The 15,758-nt window shown below is 64.5% G+C and carries 14 protein-coding genes; 10 read left to right on the top strand and 4 right to left on the bottom strand.

The features are described 5' to 3' along the window. The first annotated feature begins 49 nt into the window (after nucleotides 1–49). Complete coding sequence (locus AWB79_RS15080) at nucleotides 50–751, top strand: GntR family transcriptional regulator (protein WP_061168217.1); 702 nt, start codon at nucleotides 50–52, stop codon at nucleotides 749–751. 75 nt (nucleotides 752–826) lie between these two features. On the opposite strand, the gene AWB79_RS15075 is transcribed toward AWB79_RS15080, so the two are convergent. Continuing rightward, nucleotides 827–2,398 carry an acid phosphatase gene (locus tag AWB79_RS15075; protein WP_061168216.1) on the bottom strand — a complete coding sequence of 524 codons (1,572 nt, stop codon included), beginning with the start codon at nucleotides 2,396–2,398 and terminating at the stop codon, nucleotides 827–829. A 247-nt stretch (nucleotides 2,399–2,645) separates the two neighbouring features. On the opposite strand from AWB79_RS15075, the gene AWB79_RS15070 reads away from it, so the two are divergent. From AWB79_RS15070 to AWB79_RS15060, 3 genes are all read left to right on the top strand, one after another. Next, on the top strand, nucleotides 2,646–4,016 hold the full coding sequence (locus AWB79_RS15070; RefSeq protein WP_061168215.1) for a cytochrome-c peroxidase: 1,371 nt from the start codon (nucleotides 2,646–2,648) through the stop codon (nucleotides 4,014–4,016). Nucleotides 4,017–4,168: 152 nt separating this feature from the next. Then, nucleotides 4,169–4,585, top strand: coding sequence for an RT0821/Lpp0805 family surface protein (locus AWB79_RS15065; protein WP_061168214.1), 417 nt, complete (start codon nucleotides 4,169–4,171; stop codon nucleotides 4,583–4,585). 19 nt (nucleotides 4,586–4,604) lie between these two features. Then, a complete protein-coding gene (locus AWB79_RS15060) occupies nucleotides 4,605–5,054 on the top strand; it encodes an NUDIX hydrolase (RefSeq protein ID WP_061168213.1) in 450 nt (149 codons plus the stop codon). Here the strand turns inward: AWB79_RS15060 and AWB79_RS15055 are convergent, their stop codons facing one another. Then, a complete protein-coding gene (locus AWB79_RS15055) occupies nucleotides 5,055–6,026 on the bottom strand; it encodes a transporter substrate-binding domain-containing protein (RefSeq protein ID WP_074169381.1) in 972 nt (323 codons plus the stop codon). It abuts the gene before it with no gap. Nucleotides 6,027–6,138: 112 nt separating this feature from the next. Continuing rightward, nucleotides 6,139–7,848: a glutamine--tRNA ligase/YqeY domain fusion protein gene (locus AWB79_RS15050; protein ID WP_061168212.1), complete on the bottom strand. Its 1,710-nt coding sequence runs from the start codon at nucleotides 7,846–7,848 to the stop codon at nucleotides 6,139–6,141. 377 nt (nucleotides 7,849–8,225) lie between these two features. On the opposite strand from AWB79_RS15050, the gene AWB79_RS15045 reads away from it, so the two are divergent. After that, nucleotides 8,226–8,438, top strand: coding sequence for a hypothetical protein (locus tag AWB79_RS15045; protein WP_008341996.1), 213 nt, complete (start codon nucleotides 8,226–8,228; stop codon nucleotides 8,436–8,438). 27 nt (nucleotides 8,439–8,465) lie between these two features. On the opposite strand, the gene AWB79_RS15040 is transcribed toward AWB79_RS15045, so the two are convergent. Next, entirely contained in the window at nucleotides 8,466–9,686 is a 1,221-nt protein-coding gene (locus AWB79_RS15040; RefSeq protein ID WP_061168211.1) for a CaiB/BaiF CoA transferase family protein, read from the bottom strand. Nucleotides 9,687–9,899: 213 nt separating this feature from the next. On the opposite strand from AWB79_RS15040, the gene alaS reads away from it, so the two are divergent. The 5 genes from alaS (at nucleotide 9,900) to AWB79_RS15015 (ending at nucleotide 15,747) form a co-directional block, all read left to right on the top strand. Continuing rightward, nucleotides 9,900–12,524, top strand: coding sequence for an alanine--tRNA ligase (alaS, locus tag AWB79_RS15035; RefSeq protein ID WP_061168210.1), 2,625 nt, complete (start codon nucleotides 9,900–9,902; stop codon nucleotides 12,522–12,524). 134 nt (nucleotides 12,525–12,658) lie between these two features. Further along, nucleotides 12,659–12,904 carry a hypothetical protein gene (locus AWB79_RS15030; protein ID WP_061168209.1) on the top strand — a complete coding sequence of 82 codons (246 nt, stop codon included), beginning with the start codon at nucleotides 12,659–12,661 and terminating at the stop codon, nucleotides 12,902–12,904. A 151-nt stretch (nucleotides 12,905–13,055) separates the two neighbouring features. Continuing rightward, complete coding sequence (locus AWB79_RS15025) at nucleotides 13,056–14,090, top strand: threonine aldolase family protein (protein ID WP_061168282.1); 1,035 nt, start codon at nucleotides 13,056–13,058, stop codon at nucleotides 14,088–14,090. A 67-nt stretch (nucleotides 14,091–14,157) separates the two neighbouring features. Then, a complete protein-coding gene (gbd, locus tag AWB79_RS15020; RefSeq protein ID WP_061168208.1) occupies nucleotides 14,158–15,306 on the top strand; it encodes a 4-hydroxybutyrate dehydrogenase in 1,149 nt (382 codons plus the stop codon). Between the two features lie 3 nt (nucleotides 15,307–15,309). Beyond that, the gene (locus AWB79_RS15015; protein WP_061168207.1) at nucleotides 15,310–15,747 is read left to right on the top strand and encodes an acyl-CoA thioesterase; all 438 of its coding nucleotides are present in this window, start codon (nucleotides 15,310–15,312) and stop codon (nucleotides 15,745–15,747) included. Nucleotides 15,748–15,758 lie beyond the last annotated feature (11 nt).

The raw sequence follows: 15,758 nt of genomic DNA, 5'->3' as shown, positions 1-15,758 counted from the left end.
CCAGTAGCACTCGCTACAATGCACAGCGAACCCAGGCACGACAGGCACCATGACACCGGACAAGGACATTCCATCGAACGAGACGTCGCCCGACGAGCGCGTCTACAGTGCGATCACCTCCGCGCTTTTGCAGGGCAAGCTCGCGCCCGGCGCGCAGCTCGTCGAGCGCGAACTCGCCGCCGCGTTCGACTGCACGCGCGGCACGATCCGCAAGGTGCTCGCGCGGCTCGGCGCGGAAGGGAAGCTGACGCTGGAGGTCAATCGCGGCGCGTTCGTGCCGTCGCCGACGCCTGCCGACATCCGCGCGGTGTATCGCGCGCGGCAGGTGGTGGAGGCGGGCATCGTCGCTTCGCTGTGCAATGCGCTGAGCGCATCGGCGAAACGCGCGCTGCGCGCCCACGTCAAGGCCGAGCAGCGCGCGGTGAAGGCAGGCAGCGTCGAAGAATGCGTGCGCCTCGCGGGGCATTTCCATCTGCTGCTCGCGGAACTGGCCGGCGCGCCGGACGTGCAGGCGTTTCTCGCGCAACTGGTCGCGAAGACCGAGCTCTACAAGGCGCTGTTCGATCCGACGAAGCTGTCGAATTGCGCATCGGACGAACACGGGCGTCTCGTCGATGCACTGGAAGAAGGCGATCTCGCCACGGCACTCACGGCAATGCGCGAGCATCTCGCCGAACTGGAAGCGCGCGTGCTGGCGCAGGCGGGCGGGGCGCGCAGCAACGACCTGGCGTCGCTGTTCACGGGCGCGTGATCATCGGATCGGAGTAAAGAAGCGGGCCGCGGCGTGAAAGCCGCGGCCCGTGGCGTTACTGCTCTTGCGGGGAACTTACTGCGAGAAGTCGAGCGCGTTGGTCAGATCGCCCATCTTCGATGCGCCGTTCGCGACCAGGGCGCTGTCACGCGCGGTCAGACCCGGCAGCGACGGCAGGTTGAAGCGCTTGGTGATGAAGCGCAGGATCGAGGTCGTGTCGTATTGCGTGTGATCGACGAAGCCCTTCTTCGCATACGGCGAGACGATGAGCGCCGGAATACGCGTGCCCGGACCCCAGCGGTCGCCCTTCGGCGGCGCGACGTGATCCCAGAAGCCGCCGTTTTCGTCGTACGTCACGACGACGACCATGTTCTTCCACTGCGGGCTCTTCTGCAGATGCGAGATCAGGTCGGCGATGTGCTGGTCACCTGAGGCGACGTCCGTGTACCCGGCGTGCTCGTTCAGGTTGCCTTGCGGCTTGTAGAACGACACTTGCGGCAGCGTGCCCGCATCGATCGCCTTGATGAACTCCGAACCGTTCGTGCCGCCGTCGAGCAAGTGCTGCGCGCGGTTGGCCGTGCCCGGAGCCAGATCGGCGAAGTAGTTGAACGGCTGATGGTGCGTCTGGAAGTCAGGCACCACGTTGACCGCGCCGTTGATGACCGAACGGTCCGCCAGCGCCGCGCCCCACGAGCCGCCGTACCATGCCCAGGTCACGCCGGCGTTGTTCAGCAGGTCGCCGATGTGCTGCTGCGTCTGCGGCGGCAGCGTCGTCGCCTGGCTCGGGTCCGCGAGCGTCTGGTCGGCGCCCGACACCGGCTTGTTGCCGCTCGGCTGATACGGCGGCTGCATCGTGTTGACCGCGTAGAAGTCGGGCGTGAGGTTGCCCGAATTCACGAACAGGCCCGACGTATTGCCGTCGAGCGCCGAACCTGCTGCCTTCGCGAGCTGGAGCGACGCGCCGTCCGGATTCACCGCCGAAATCGACTTGGACGCCACGCTCTTGTCGGCGTTCGGGTAGACCGGCGTACATGCGCAGATCAGCCACTGGTGGTTCAGGAACGAGCCGCCGAACGCGCCCATGAAGAAGTTGTCGGCGAGCGTGTATTGCTGCGCGATCTTGTAGAGCGGCAGCTTGTCCGGCGGCGTGTCGTAGTGACCCATCACGAGACCGCCCGAGTCGCCCCATGCGGCGAACTTGTCGTTCTTGCCGCCGTCGATCTGCATCTGGTTCTCGTAGAAGCGGTGATACAGGTCGCGCGTCGTGACGTTGAGCTGCGTGTTGAAGCCCTTGGGATCGTCGATCGCGAACGGCGCGTTCGGCAGATTCGCCGTCATCGCCTCGGTGATCGCGGGCGTCACGCCCGTCGCCGTCAGGCCGGTCCAGATCTTCGGCAGCGTCGCGAGCACGCTGCCGTCGCGATCGAGCTGCTGCGAATTCGCCGCCGTCACGTTCTGCAGGCCGTTCGCGCCCGGGAAGTGGCCGTACAGGTTATCGAAGCTGCGGTTCTCCGCATAAATCACGACGACGTTCTTCACGGACGAGATGTCGTTGCTGCTCTGGTTGTTATCGTCGCCGCCGCATGCATAGAGGCCGAATGCGGCAGTGGCCACGAGCGGCACCGCGCAAACGAGTTTCTTGTTCATTGAGGATCTCTCTTGTGTTGGGGACCGGCGCATGACGCGGGCTGTCTCATTGAAAGCTCCGAAACGCCGGCGTGCGCAGTGTCGCAACGCAAATTGACGCGGCCATGTAATAACGCTTTCGGTTACGTAATGTCCGCTTAATAAATTTCGCGTAGCCGCCTTGACGGCGCGGGCTCGATGCTTGTCACATGAAAGACACGCGCGCGACATACGCTTCGGCATCTTTCAATTCCGATGTCCCAAGTCCATGTCTTCGATGCGTCTGCCTTACGTTTTCTGTTCCCTCGCGCTCGCCGCGTCGTCCGTGGCGATGAGCGGCTGCGATTCGCACGCAGCCGGTACGAAGGCGAGCGGGCAGACGCAGGCGGCGCAGCCGGTGACGAAGGTCGCGGCTAATGCAGTGAACGGGGCGCCGCAAGCGCAGTCGCGCGCCGAGGTCTTCGCGCATGTGAAGCAGATGACCGGGCTCGGCGAGAAGCTCTTCTTCGATCCGTCGCTGTCGGGTTCGGGCAAGCTGGCGTGCGCGTCCTGTCATAGCCCGAGCCATGCGTTCGGTCCGCCCAACGGCTTGTCCGTGCAGCTCGGCGGCAACGACATGCATCAGCCGGGTTTTCGCGCGGTGCCGTCGCTCAGGTATCTGCAATCGGTGCCGGCGTTCACGCGCCACTTCCACGATTCCGACGACGAAGGCGACGAGAGCGTCGACGCCGGCCCGACCGGCGGCCTGACATGGGACGGCCGCGTCGATCACGGCTCGGACCAGGCGCGCATCCCGTTGTTGTCTTCGTTCGAGATGGGCAGCACGCAGGCGAAGGTGACGGCGGCGGTGCAGGCCTCGCCCTACGCGGAAGATTTCCGCAAGACCTTCGGCGCGCACATCTTCGACGATGACGACAAGACCTTCGCCGCGGTGCTGCAATCGCTCGAAGCGTTCGAGCAGACGCCGGAGAAGTTCTATCCGTATGCCAGCAAGTTCGATGCGTTCCTCGCCGGCCGCGCGAAACTCAACGACGCCGAAATGCACGGCCTGCAGCTCTTCAACGACGAGAACAAGGGCAATTGCGCGTCGTGCCATATCAGCCAGCGCGCGAAAGACGGCTCGCCGCCGCAGTTCAGCGACTTCGGCCTGATCGCGATCGGCGTGCCGCGCAACCGCGCGCTGCCGATCAACAAGAATCCGAACTTCCACGACCTCGGCGCCTGCGGCCCGGAGCGCACCGACCTGAAGGGACAGGACGAGTACTGTGGCATCTTCCGCACGCCGTCGCTGCGCAATGTCGCCACGCGCAAGACGTTCTTCCACAACGGCATCTACCACGATCTGGAAGACGTGGTGCGCTTCTATGTCGAGCGCGACACGAACCCGGAGAAGTTCTATCCGGTGTCGAAGAAGGGCGTCGTCCAGAAGTTCGACGATCTGCCGAAGAAGTACTGGGACAACGTCAACACCGAGGCGCCGTTCGATCGCAAGAAGGGCGACAAGCCCGCGCTCGACGAAGGCGAGATCAGGGATGTGGTCGCGTTCCTGGGCACGCTCACCGATGGCTACGATCCCGCGAAGGACAAGGACTCGCAGAAGGGCACGGGCATCAACGAGATGAAGTCCGCGGCTAACTGAGGCGGGACGCCGCGCCCGCGCGTGGGGAGGCAGGCCGCGCGTCATGCTATCCTCGTTGCGGCCCGATTTCTTGGGCCGAAGCTGGTGAATCGCCGTCGCCGCGCTGATTGCACGGGCCGGCGTCCACACCTGTAAGCAACGAGGAAAAACCCATGCCGATCGAACATCGATCCACACATCGCGCGCGTCGGGCGCTCGCACGCATCTCCTTTCTGACGCTGGCTGCGTCCGCGCTCGTCGTGAGCGCGCAGGCGCAGGCCGCCAATCTCGGCTTCCTGAACAACACGCCGATCACCTACATGAAGCAGCGCGACCTGCAGGCGCTCAATGACGCCGCACAGAAGGCGCTCAACACGAAGCAGGACGGCGAATCGCTCGACTGGGACAACAAGGGCACGGGCAACACGGTCCCGATCAACGGCACGGTGACGCCGCAGAGCAGCTTCGAATCGGACGGGTTGAAGTGCCGCAAGGTCGAGCTCGTCGCGCATGCGAAAGGGCAGACCCAGACCTGGATGCCGACCGCCTGCAAGCAGAGCGACGGCAAATGGAAACTCAAGAAGCAGTGATGACCGGAGAACGCGGTCGATGACCGGCCGCACCGTATCGTGCGGCGTCGTGATGCTCAATGCGCAAGGCGACGTGCTGCTGTGCCACGCGACCGAGACCACGCACTGGGACGTGCCGAAGGGTGCGTCCGAGCCCGGCGAGAGCCCGCGCGAAGCAGCGTTGCGCGAGCTCGTCGAGGAGACGGGCATCGTCTTGCCCGCTGAACGGCTCAAGGATCTCGGGCGCTTCGTGTATCGCCGCGACAAGGATCTGCACCTGTTCGCCGTGCGCGTTTCCGACGACGAAGTGCGGCTCGAAAACTGCGTGTGTGAATCGTACTTTCCGCGTTACAGCGACGGCACGATGATCCCCGAGATGGACGCGTACCGCTGGGTCAGTCCGGCGGACGTGGACAAGTTCGCGAGCCGCAGCCTCGCGCGGCTCTTTCAGACGACCTTATCGCTTGCGGAGCTGCACGAGACGCTCTGATTAGTCGATCGTGCGATCGTTGGGATTGGCGAACAGCGTCTTCATTTCCGGCGACATCGGAAATTGCAGGTTCATGCCATCGGGCGGAATCGGGCGCATGAACCAGGTGTCGTAGAGCTTGGCCGCTTCGCCCGAGCGCTGCATTCTGGCGATCACGTCGTCGACGATGCGCTTGAACACCGGATCGCCTTTTCTCATCATGCAGCCATACGCCTCGTTGGCGAGCGAGGCGCCGGTCACCGTGTATTCGTTGCGCGCCGCGCCTTCCTGCGCGATCTTGCCGTAGAGAAGCGGATCGTCCATGACGAACGCGACCGCGCGATCCGACTTCAGCGCGGCGAACGCCTCGGCGTGATCGCGCGCGCTGATGATACGCAGATTCAGTTTCTTGTCGATGCTCATCTGCCGCAGCATGCGCTCGTCCGACGTGCCCGCCGTGGTCGCGACGGTCTTGCCCGCGAGATCGGCGTAATCGCGAATGCCCGACTTCTTCTTCACCGCCATGCGGATGCCGTACTGGAAGAAGCTGTTCGAGAACGCGACGAGCGGATCGCGCTCGGCCACATGCGCGGTCGAGCCGCATTCCAGGTCCACCTGATTGTTCACCACGTAGGAGATGCGGTTCGCCGACGTCACCTGCACGTTCTTCACCGCGAGGTTCGGCATGTTGAGGCGCTTCTTGACCTCGTCGACGACCTTGAGCGCGATGTCGTACGAGTAGCCGACCGGCTGCTGCCTGACCATGTACGAAAACGGCACCGACGATTCGCGCGTGCCCAGCACGATGGCGCCGTTCTCCGCGATCTTGCGCAGCGTGGCGGAAGGCGGCATCTGATCGACGGCCGCCTGTGCCGTGGCGAGCTCGGAGGCGGTGGCTGCATGTGCGCCCCCGCAAACCAGCGCGAGAAGAGAGGCGAGTGCGGCGCTTCGTTGCGCCCATGAGCGGTGCGCGAAGGAGTGCGGCGGCTTCATGTTGTCCTCGTGAGAAGCGGCGTGCGAGTTGCCTTTGATACAGGCTTTCGATGAAGCTGAGGCGCCGCGTGGCCGCGCGGCGCCTTCATGACGCAGATGCGCTGAGTCGATCTCAGGCAGGCTTGCCCCAGCTATCGCGCAGGCTGACGATGCGGTTGAATACGGGTTTGCCCGGCTGCGAATCCAGACGGTCCGCGACGAAGTAGCCGTGACGCTCGAACTGGAAGCGGTCTTCGGCGTTCGCATCGCGCGCGCTCGGTTCGAGATACGCGTTCACGACGCGCTTCGAATCCGGATTGAGCGCATCGAGGAATTCCGCGCCGCCCGCGCCGGGCTGCGGTTCCTTGAAGAGACGGTCGTAGAGACGCACTTCCGCCGCGTACGCCGTGGCCGCGCTGACCCAGTGAATCGTGCCCTTCACCTTGTAGTTGTTCGCGCCTTCCGTGCCCGACTTGCTGTCCGGGAAGTAGTTGCAGCGCACGGCGATCACGTTGCCGTTTTCGTCCTTGTCCGCGCCGGTGCATTCCACGACGAAGCCGTACTTGAGACGCACCTTGTTGCCCGGGAAGAGACGGAAATAGCCCTTCGGCGGCGTTTCCTGAAAGTCCTCGCGCTCGATCCACAATTCACGCGAGAACGGGAACGTGCGCACGCCGCGATCCGCGTGATGCGGATGCACCGGCGCGCTGCATTCCTCGCTCTGTCCTTCCGGATAGTTGTCGATGATGAGCTTGAGCGGGTCCAGCACGCAGATTGCGCGCGGCGCTTTTTCGTCGAGGTCGTCGCGCAGGGCGCCTTCGAGAATGCTCATGTCGATCCACGAATCGACCTTGGTCACGCCGACGCGCTCCACCATCAAACGGATGCTTTCCGGCGTGAAGCCGCGGCGCCGCACGCCCACGATGGTCGGCATGCGCGGGTCGTCCCAGCCATCGACGTGATTCTCTTGCACGAGCTGCAGCAGCTTGCGCTTGCTGGTGATCGCGTAGGTGAGATTCAGGCGTGAGAACTCGATCTGTTGCGGCAGCGGACGCTGAAACACGCCGTCGTTCGCGAGTTGCGCGAGGAACCAGTCGTACAGCGGCCGATGATCCTCGAACTCCAGTGTGCACAGCGAATGCGTGATGTTCTCGATCGCGTCCGACACGCAGTGCGCGTAGTCGTACATCGGGTAGATGCACCACTTGTCGCCGGTACGGTAGTGATGCGCGAAGCGGATGCGATAGATGACCGGATCGCGCATGTTGAAGTTCGGCGACGCCATGTCGATTTTCGCACGCAGCACATGCTCGCCTTCCTTGAACTCGCCCGCCTTCATGCGGCGGAAGAGATCGAGGTTTTCTTCCGGCGTGCGCTCGCGATACGGCGAGTTGATGCCCGCTTCCGTGGCCGAGCCGCGCGTGGCGCGCATCTCTTCGGCCGTCTGGCTGTCCACATACGCCTGGCCCTTCTTGATGAGCATTTCGGCGTATTCGTACAGCTTGTCGTAATAGTCGCTCGCGAAGTACTTGTGCTCCGCGCCGTCCTTGTTCCATTCGAAGCCGAGCCATTTCACGGCGTCGATGATCGAATCGACGTATTCGACGCTTTCCTTCTCGGGGTTCGTATCGTCGAAGCGCAGGTGACACACGCCGCCGTAATCCGCGGCGAGGCCGAAGTTCACGCAGATGCTCTTCGCATGGCCGATGTGCAGATAGCCGTTCGGCTCGGGCGGAAACCGCGTTTCGACCCGCTGCGACCATTTGCCGGAGCGGTTGTCGTCTTCGATGATGTTGCGAATGAAATTGGAGGGCGCCGGAGCGTCGTTGCGGTCGGTGTTCATGCGGAAAGGGTGCCAGCGGATGCGCTCGCGCGCGTGAAACGGTTCGGAAAGCGTTCGATCGGGTGAGGCGGTCGGGAACGCGTACGAATGCCTTGAATGTTGGGTCGATTCTACCTTACGCAACCGTGTAAGGCAGGCCGCGAGGGCATGCCGGCGATTTCGTCGCGCGATTCATACACGCGCGCCGCTGCGCGAGTTCCATTACTTGAATTACGCGCAAACGCGCGCTTCGTAACCACCGTAACCGGAGGTAAATCGCGTTGAAAGGCGCATGCGCGCAATTTTAAGATCGGCTCGCAAGTCGCGTTACGGCTGTTTCATCGGTCGGACCGGCGCAAAAACAAAACACATCACAACGACAACACAAGGAAGCCACCATGAAAAAAATCGCCTTGACCACGCTCAAGTTCGCCGCCGCCGCCGCACTCGTGTCGAGCCTCGCGGCCTGTGCGAACGTCTCGCGCCAGCAGGCGCACGCCGGCGTCGGCGCGGCCGCGGGCGGCGCGCTCGGCTATCTGGTCACCGGCGGGCCGATCGGCACCGTCGCGGGCGCGGCGGCGGGCGGTCTGATCGGCGCCGGGGTGCGCTGATCTTGCGTCGATCTCTCTTCAACGCGCTCAGATAGCCTTCGATTCCCGCAGCCGAGCGATGGTCGCCTCGTCGTAGCCGAGCACGTCCGCGAGCACGCTCGACGTGTGCTCGCCCAACAGCGGCGGCGCCGTGCGCGCCTCGGGCGGCGTCGCGCTCATCTTGATCGGGCTCGCGACGAGCTTCACGCTGCCTCCCGTCGGATGCGGCAGATCGATCTGCATCTTGCGCGCGAGCACTTGCGGATCTTCGAACACTTCGCCCAGATCGTTGATCGGCCCGCACGGCACGCCCGCGGCTTCGAGCTCCGCGATCCATTCGTGCTTGCCTTTGCCGCGCACCATGTCCGCGAGAATCGGCACGAGCGTGTCGCGATTGCGCACGCGCGACGGATTCGCCGCGAAGCGCGCATCGTCGGCCAGGTCGGCGCGTCCGCCCACTTCGACGAACTTGCGGAACTGCCCGTCGTTGCCCACCGCGACGATGATCCAGCCATCGCTCGTCTGGAATGTCTGATACGGCACGATGTTCGGATGCGCGTTGCCCCAGCGCACCGGCGGCTTGCCGCTCGCGAGGAAATTGGTGTTCATGTTGGCGAGCATCGCGACCTGCACGTCGAGCAGCGCCATGTCGATGTATTGCCCTTCGCCGGTTCGATCGCGGTGTGCGAGCGCCGTCAGCACGCCGATGGTCGCGTACATGCCGGTCATCAGATCGGCGATCGCCACGCCCGCCTTTTGCGGGCCGCCGCCCGGCTGGCCGTCGCGTTCGCCGGTAATGCTCATGAATCCGCCGATACCCTGCACGATGAAGTCATACCCCGCGCGCGACGCATACGGCCCCGTTTGCCCGAAGCCCGTGACCGAGCAATAGACGATGTCCGGCTTCACCGCCTTGAGCGATTCGTAATCGAGCCCGTATTTCTTCAGTTGCCCGGCCTTGTAGTTCTCCAGCACGACATCGCTTTGGGCGGCCAGTTCGCGCACGATCCGCTGTCCTTCGGACGTGGCGATATCCACCGTCACCGAGCGCTTGTTGCGGTTCGCCGCGAGGTAATACGCGGCTTCGCGCGTGTCCTCGCCGTCGGGCGTTTTCAGGTAGGGCGGGCCCCAGTGGCGCGTGTCGTCGCCGGTTTCGGGCCGCTCGATCTTGATGACGTCCGCGCCGAAGTCGGCTAAGGTCTGCGCGCACCACGGACCCGCGAGCACGCGGGTCAGGTCCAGCACGCGGATATGGCTCAGGGCTCCCATTGATGTCTCGCTCGCTCTGGTTTGACTTTCGAATCGCGACTGTCGCACAGAACCGGCGTGCGCGCGATACCGGGGGGCCCCGTCGGCACGCCGCGCGCCCGGTTGCGCGCGGCGAATCCCGTATAATCGACAATCACCCTTGTTCCGCCGGCCGCGCTCGTAACGAGCCGCCCGCGGGCGCCATCAAAGAACCGAAGACACGCCCCGTACGCTATGAAAGCCGCCGAAATACGCGAGAAATTCCTGAAGTTTTTCGAATCGAAGGGCCATACGATCGTGCGTTCGTCGAGCCTCGTGCCCGGCAACGACCCGACGCTGCTCTTCACCAACTCGGGCATGGTCCAGTTCAAGGACGTGTTTCTGGGCAGCGAATCGCGTCCGTACTCGCGCGCGACCACCGCGCAGCGCAGCGTGCGCGCGGGCGGCAAGCACAACGACCTGGAGAACGTCGGCTACACCGCGCGGCATCACACGTTCTTCGAGATGCTCGGCAACTTCTCGTTCGGCGATTACTTCAAGCGCGACGCGATCCACTACTGCTGGGAGCTGCTGACCAAGGTCTACGCGCTGCCGGCGGAAAAGCTCACGGTCACGGTCTACAAGGAAGACGACGAAGCCTTCGACATCTGGGCGAAGGAAATCGGCGTGCCGGTCGAGCGCATCATCCGCATCGGCGACAACAAGGGCGCGCGTTACGCATCGGACAATTTCTGGCAGATGGCCGACACCGGCCCGTGCGGTCCGTGTTCGGAAGTGTTTTACGACCACGGCCCGGAAATCTGGGGCGGCCCGCCGGGATCGCCTGAAGAGGACGGCGACCGCTTCATCGAGATCTGGAATCTCGTGTTCATGCAGTTCAACCGCGACGCGCAAGGCAACATGACGCCGCTGCCCAAGCAGTGTGTCGATACGGGCATGGGCCTGGAACGTCTCGCCGCCGTGCTGCAGCACGTGCACAGCAACTACGAAATCGATCTGTTCCAGAACCTCATCAAGGCCGCGGCGCGCGAAACGAACACGCCGGATCTGGAAAACAACTCGCTGAAGGTGATCGCGGACCACATCCGCGCATGCTCGTTCCTGATCGTCGATGGCGTCATTCCCGGCAACGAAGGCCGCGGCTACGTGCTGCGCCGTATCGTGCGCCGCGCGATCCGTCATGGCTACAAGCTCGGCAAGAAGGGCGCGTTCTTCCACAAGCTGGTGGCGGATCTCGTCGCGGAAATGGGCGCGGCCTATCCGGAACTGGCCGATGCGCAAAAGCGCGTGACTGACGTGTTGCGTCAGGAAGAGGAGCGTTTCTTCGAGACGATCGAGCACGGCATGTCGATTCTCGAAGGCGAGCTGGCCGACCTCGACAAGAAGAACGTCAAGCAGCTCGACGGCGAACTCGCGTTCAAGCTGCACGACACGTACGGCTTCCCGCTCGATCTGACGGCGGACGTGTGCCGCGAGCGCGGCGTGACCGTGGACGAACCCGCGTTCGACGACGCCATGGCGCGTCAGCGCGACCAGGCGCGCGCGGCGGGCAAATTCAAGCTCGCGGCGGGCCTCGAATATTCGGGCGCGAAGTCCACGTTCCACGGCTACGAGAAGGAAATCTTCGACGACGCGAAGATCCTCGCGATCTACGTCGAAGGCGCGTCGGTGAACGAGGCGAAGGACGGCCAGCAAGCGGTCGTCGTGCTCGATCACACGCCGTTCTATGCGGAGTCCGGCGGTCAGGTCGGCGATCAGGGCGTGCTCGCGAACGCGAACGTGCGCTTTGCCGTCGCGGATACGCTGAAGGTGCAGGCCGATGTCGTCGGTCATCACGGCACGGTCGAGCAGGGCACGCTCAAGGTCGGCGACGTCGTGAAAGCGGAAATCGACGGCATCCGCCGCGGCCGCACGGCGCGCAATCACTCGGCCACGCACCTGATGCACAAGGCGCTGCGCGAAGTGCTCGGCGGCCACGTGCAGCAGAAGGGTTCGCTGGTCGACGCCGACAAGACGCGCTTCGACTTCGCTCACAACGCGCCGATGACGGACGACGAAATCCGCCGCGTCGAGCAGATCGTGAACAGCGAGATCATCGCGAATGCGCCTGGCGTGGTGCGCGTGATGCCGTACGACGACGCGGTGAAGGGCGGCGCAATGGCGCTGTTCGGCGAGAAATACGGCGACACGGTGCGCGTGCTCGATCTCGGCTTCTCGCGCGAGCTTTGCGGCGGCACGCATGTGCAGCGCACGGGCGATATCGGCTTCTTCAAGATCGTGATGGAAGGCGGCGTCGCGGCGGGCATTCGCCGCGTCGAGGCGATCACCGGTGACAACGCCGTGCGCTACGTGCAGGAACTGGATCAGCGCATCAACGCGGCGGCGGGCGTGCTGAAGGCGCAGCCTTCGGAACTGACGCAACGCATCGCGCAGGTTCAGGAGCATGTGAAGTCGCTGGAGAAGGAACTCGGCGCGTTGAAGTCGAAGCTCGCGTCGAGCCAGGGCGATGAACTCGCGTCGCAAGCAGTCGATGTTTCCGGCGTGCAGGTGCTCGCCGCGCAACTCGAAGGCGCGGACGTGAAAACGCTGCGCGAAACCGTCGACAAGCTGAAGGACAAGCTGAAGAGCGCGGCGATCGTGCTCGCATCGGTGGATGGCGGCAAGGTCAGCCTGATCGCGGGCGTGACGCCGGATGCGTCGAAGAAGGTGAAGGCGGGCGAACTCGTCAACTTCGTCGCGCAGCAGGTCGGCGGCAAGGGCGGCGGACGTCCGGACATGGCGCAGGCGGGCGGCACGGAGCCGGCCAATCTGCCGGCCGCGCTCGCGGGCGTGACGGGCTGGGTGCAGCAGCAGCTTTAAGCTTCGATTCAGGAAGTTCAAGCGGCCCGATCGGCGGATGTCGATCGGGCCGTTTTCATTGCGCATTACAGCCTGTCAGGTACGCCGCGTGCGTCTTCTCCCTCGATGTTTCAACTACACAAAGGGAGAAGACGATGAACCGGAAAATCGTGACGATCATGCTGACGTCTGCACTGTTCGCAACGGCGGGCGCCGCACAGGCGAAGGGCTGCATCGAAGGCGCGGCGGTGGGCGGCGTGGCGGGCCACGTCGCAGGCAAGCACGGCACGGCGGGCGCGGTGGGCGGCTGCGCGATCGGCCATCACGAAGCCAGCAAGAAGGAAAAGAAGGCAGAGCAGGCGCAGCAAGCCAACGCGGCCAGCGCTCCGGCCAGCAAGTAAGCAAGTCGACCGGGCCGGTCTCGTTTGCGCGAGTGCCGGCCCCAGCCGCTAGAATGGCCGGATTGCCGGCCGCGCGTGACGCCATCCGTCCGCGCGCGCCTCGTTCAAAACAGGCCATGACAGCGATCCCATGACAGCGCCCACGGACCCGATCCAGCACTTCGCCTCCGACAACTACGCAGGCATCTGCCCCGAAGCGCTGCAAGCGCTGATTCAGGCCAACACCAGCGGCCACGAGCCCGCTTACGGCGACGACTCGTGGACACAGCAAGTCTGCGACCGCATCCGCGACCTGTTCCAGACAGACTGCGAAGTCTTCTTCGTGTTCAACGGCACGGCGGCCAATTCGCTCGCGCTCGCGTCTTTGTGCCAGTCGTATCACTCGGTGATCTGCCACGAACTCGCGCATATCGAAACCGACGAATGCGGCGGCCCCGAATTCTTCTCCGGCGGCTCGAAGCTTTTGACCGCGACGGGCGAGAACGGCAAGCTCACGCCCGACGCGATCGAAGAGCTCGTCACGAAGCGCGCGGACATCCACTATCCGAAGCCGAAGGTCGTCGCGCTCACGCAGGCCACCGAAGTCGGCACGGTCTACACCGTCGAGGAAGTGCGCGCGATCGCGGCCATCGCCAAGCGCCGGCATCTGAAAGTGCATATGGATGGCGCGCGCTTCGCGAATGCGGTCGCGGCGTTGAACGTGCATCCGTCGGAGATCACGTGGCGCGCCGGCGTCGATGTGCTGTGCTTCGGCGGCACCAAGAACGGCTTGCCGGTGGGCGAGGCGGTCGTGTTCTTCGACAAGGCGCTCGCCGCCGATTTCGCGTATCGGCTGAAGCAGGCGGGTCAGCTCGCATCGAAGATGCGCTTTATCTCCGCGCCGTGGCTCGGTCTCCTCGACAACGACGTCTGGCTGCGCAATGCGCGCCACGCCAACGCGATGGCGCAACTCATGGCCGACCGTCTCGCCGCTATCCCCGGCGTGAATCTGCTGTTCAAACCCGAAGCGAACGCGGTGTTCGCCGAGTTGCCGGCGCATGTGGCCGCGGCGCTGCGCGCGAAGGGCTGGCGCTTCTATCAGTTCATCGGTTCGGGCGGCTGCCGGCTGATGTGCGCGTGGGACACGCAACGGGAAACCGTCGAGCGTTTCGTCGATGACGTGCGTGTGTTGTCCGCCTCGATCTAAGCCCGAATTGACACCTCCGTCGCACCGCTCCTAACATGCCCGCACCCCTTCCACCGGTTCTCGCGCAATGGCCTTCATCTTTTATCTGACTCACATTCACCTCGGCTACGACTCGCTCGCGATGCTCGAAAGCGAGTGCGCGCGCATCGGAATGAAGCGGCCGCTCGTCATCACCGACAAGGGCGTCGCGGCGGCGGGTCTGTCCGCGCGAGTGGTCGAGAGCGCGAAGCTCGGCGCGCTGCCGGTGTTCGACGACACGCCCTCGAACCCGACCGAAGCGATGGTCATGCAAGCCGCCGAGCAATACCGGCGCGAGGGCTGCGATGGCCTGATCGCGGTGGGCGGCGGCTCGTCGATCGATCTGGCGAAGGGCGTCGCGATCGCCGCGACGCACGACGAGCCGCTCACGAACTACGCGACCATCGAAGGCGGCAGCGGCAAGATCACCGGGCGCGCGGCGCCGTTGATCGCTGTGCCGACGACATCGGGCACGGGCAGCGAGGTGGCGCGCGGCGCGATCATCATCCTGAACGACGGGCGCAAGCTCGGCTTCCATTCGTGGAACCTGTTGCCAAAATCGGCGATCTGCGATCCCGCGCTCACGCTCGGCCTGCCGCCGGGGCTCACCGCCGCCACCGGCATGGACGCGATCGCGCACTGCATCGAAACCTTTCTCGCGCCGGCCTTCAATCCGCCCGCAGACGGCATCGCGCTCGACGGACTCGAACGCGCGTGGGCCAACATCGAGCGCGCGACGCACGATGGCCAGGACCGCGACGCGCGCCTCAACATGATGTCCGCATCGATGCAGGGCGCGATGGCGTTCCAGAAGGGCCTGGGCTGCGTGCATTCGCTGTCGCATCCGCTGGGCGGTCTGGCGGTGAACGGGCGCACGTCGCTGCATCACGGCACGCTGAACGCGGTGGTGCTGCCCGCCGTGCTGCGCTTCAACGAAAGCGCGCCGACGGTGGTCGCGGACCGGCGCTTCGCGCGCATGCGCCGAGTGATGAATCTCGCGGAGAACGCCGATGTCGCGCAGGCCGTGCACGACATGACCGCGCGCCTCGGCCTGCCGACGCGTCTGTCGCAGATGGGCGTCGAGGAGAGCATGTTCGACAAGGTCATCAAGGGCGCGCTCGCGGATCATTGCCACAAGACGAATCCGCGCGAGGCGAGCGCGGACGATTACCGGCGCATGCTGACGGAATCTCTTTGAACGATGAACAAGCCCGTTCGCACCACGCGTGCCGATTACCCGCACTTTCTCGCGATCAGCACGCGCTGGTCCGATAACGACGTCTATGGCCATATCAACAACGTCGTCTATTACAGTTACTTCGATACGGTCGTGAACGAGTACCTGCTGCGCGCGGGCGTGCTCGATTTCAGCGAGGGCGAGACCATTGGCCTCGTCGTGGAGACGCGCTGCAATTTCTTTGCGCCGGTCGTGTTTCCCGAGCCGATCGAGGCGGGTCTGCGCGTCGAGAGACTTGGAAACACGAGCGTGCGCTACGAAGTGGCGATCTTCGCAAAAGGCTCCGACGAAGCCGCCGCGCAAGGGCATTTCGTGCACGTCTACGTGGATCGCGTGACGCGCCGGCCGGTGCCGCTGCCCGCGCCGCTCGTCGCCGCGCTCAAACCCCTCACCATCGCCTGAGGGTCGCGTCT

The organism is Caballeronia hypogeia, assembly GCF_001544875.2.
Lineage (GTDB): Bacteria > Pseudomonadota > Gammaproteobacteria > Burkholderiales > Burkholderiaceae > Caballeronia > Caballeronia hypogeia.
The sequence above is the reverse complement of the archived record's forward strand: the minus strand, read 5'-3'. Positions and strand labels throughout refer to the sequence as shown.

Coding starts and splice junctions, on each gene's coding strand:
- AWB79_RS15055 (WP_074169381.1), bottom strand. CDS start 6,026: ATGAAGCCGCCGCACTCCTTCGCGCACCGCTCATGGGCGCAACGAAGC.
- AWB79_RS15045 (WP_008341996.1), top strand. CDS start 8,226: ATGAAAAAAATCGCCTTGACCACGCTCAAGTTCGCCGCCGCCGCCGCA.
- AWB79_RS15075 (WP_061168216.1), bottom strand. CDS start 2,398: ATGAACAAGAAACTCGTTTGCGCGGTGCCGCTCGTGGCCACTGCCGCA.
- AWB79_RS15050 (WP_061168212.1), bottom strand. CDS start 7,848: ATGAACACCGACCGCAACGACGCTCCGGCGCCCTCCAATTTCATTCGC.
- gbd (WP_061168208.1), top strand. CDS start 14,158: ATGGCCTTCATCTTTTATCTGACTCACATTCACCTCGGCTACGACTCG.
- AWB79_RS15030 (WP_061168209.1), top strand. CDS start 12,659: ATGAACCGGAAAATCGTGACGATCATGCTGACGTCTGCACTGTTCGCA.
- AWB79_RS15015 (WP_061168207.1), top strand. CDS start 15,310: ATGAACAAGCCCGTTCGCACCACGCGTGCCGATTACCCGCACTTTCTC.
- AWB79_RS15065 (WP_061168214.1), top strand. CDS start 4,169: ATGCCGATCGAACATCGATCCACACATCGCGCGCGTCGGGCGCTCGCA.
- AWB79_RS15080 (WP_061168217.1), top strand. CDS start 50: ATGACACCGGACAAGGACATTCCATCGAACGAGACGTCGCCCGACGAG.
- AWB79_RS15040 (WP_061168211.1), bottom strand. CDS start 9,686: ATGGGAGCCCTGAGCCATATCCGCGTGCTGGACCTGACCCGCGTGCTC.
- AWB79_RS15060 (WP_061168213.1), top strand. CDS start 4,605: ATGACCGGCCGCACCGTATCGTGCGGCGTCGTGATGCTCAATGCGCAA.
- alaS (WP_061168210.1), top strand. CDS start 9,900: ATGAAAGCCGCCGAAATACGCGAGAAATTCCTGAAGTTTTTCGAATCG.
- AWB79_RS15070 (WP_061168215.1), top strand. CDS start 2,646: ATGTCTTCGATGCGTCTGCCTTACGTTTTCTGTTCCCTCGCGCTCGCC.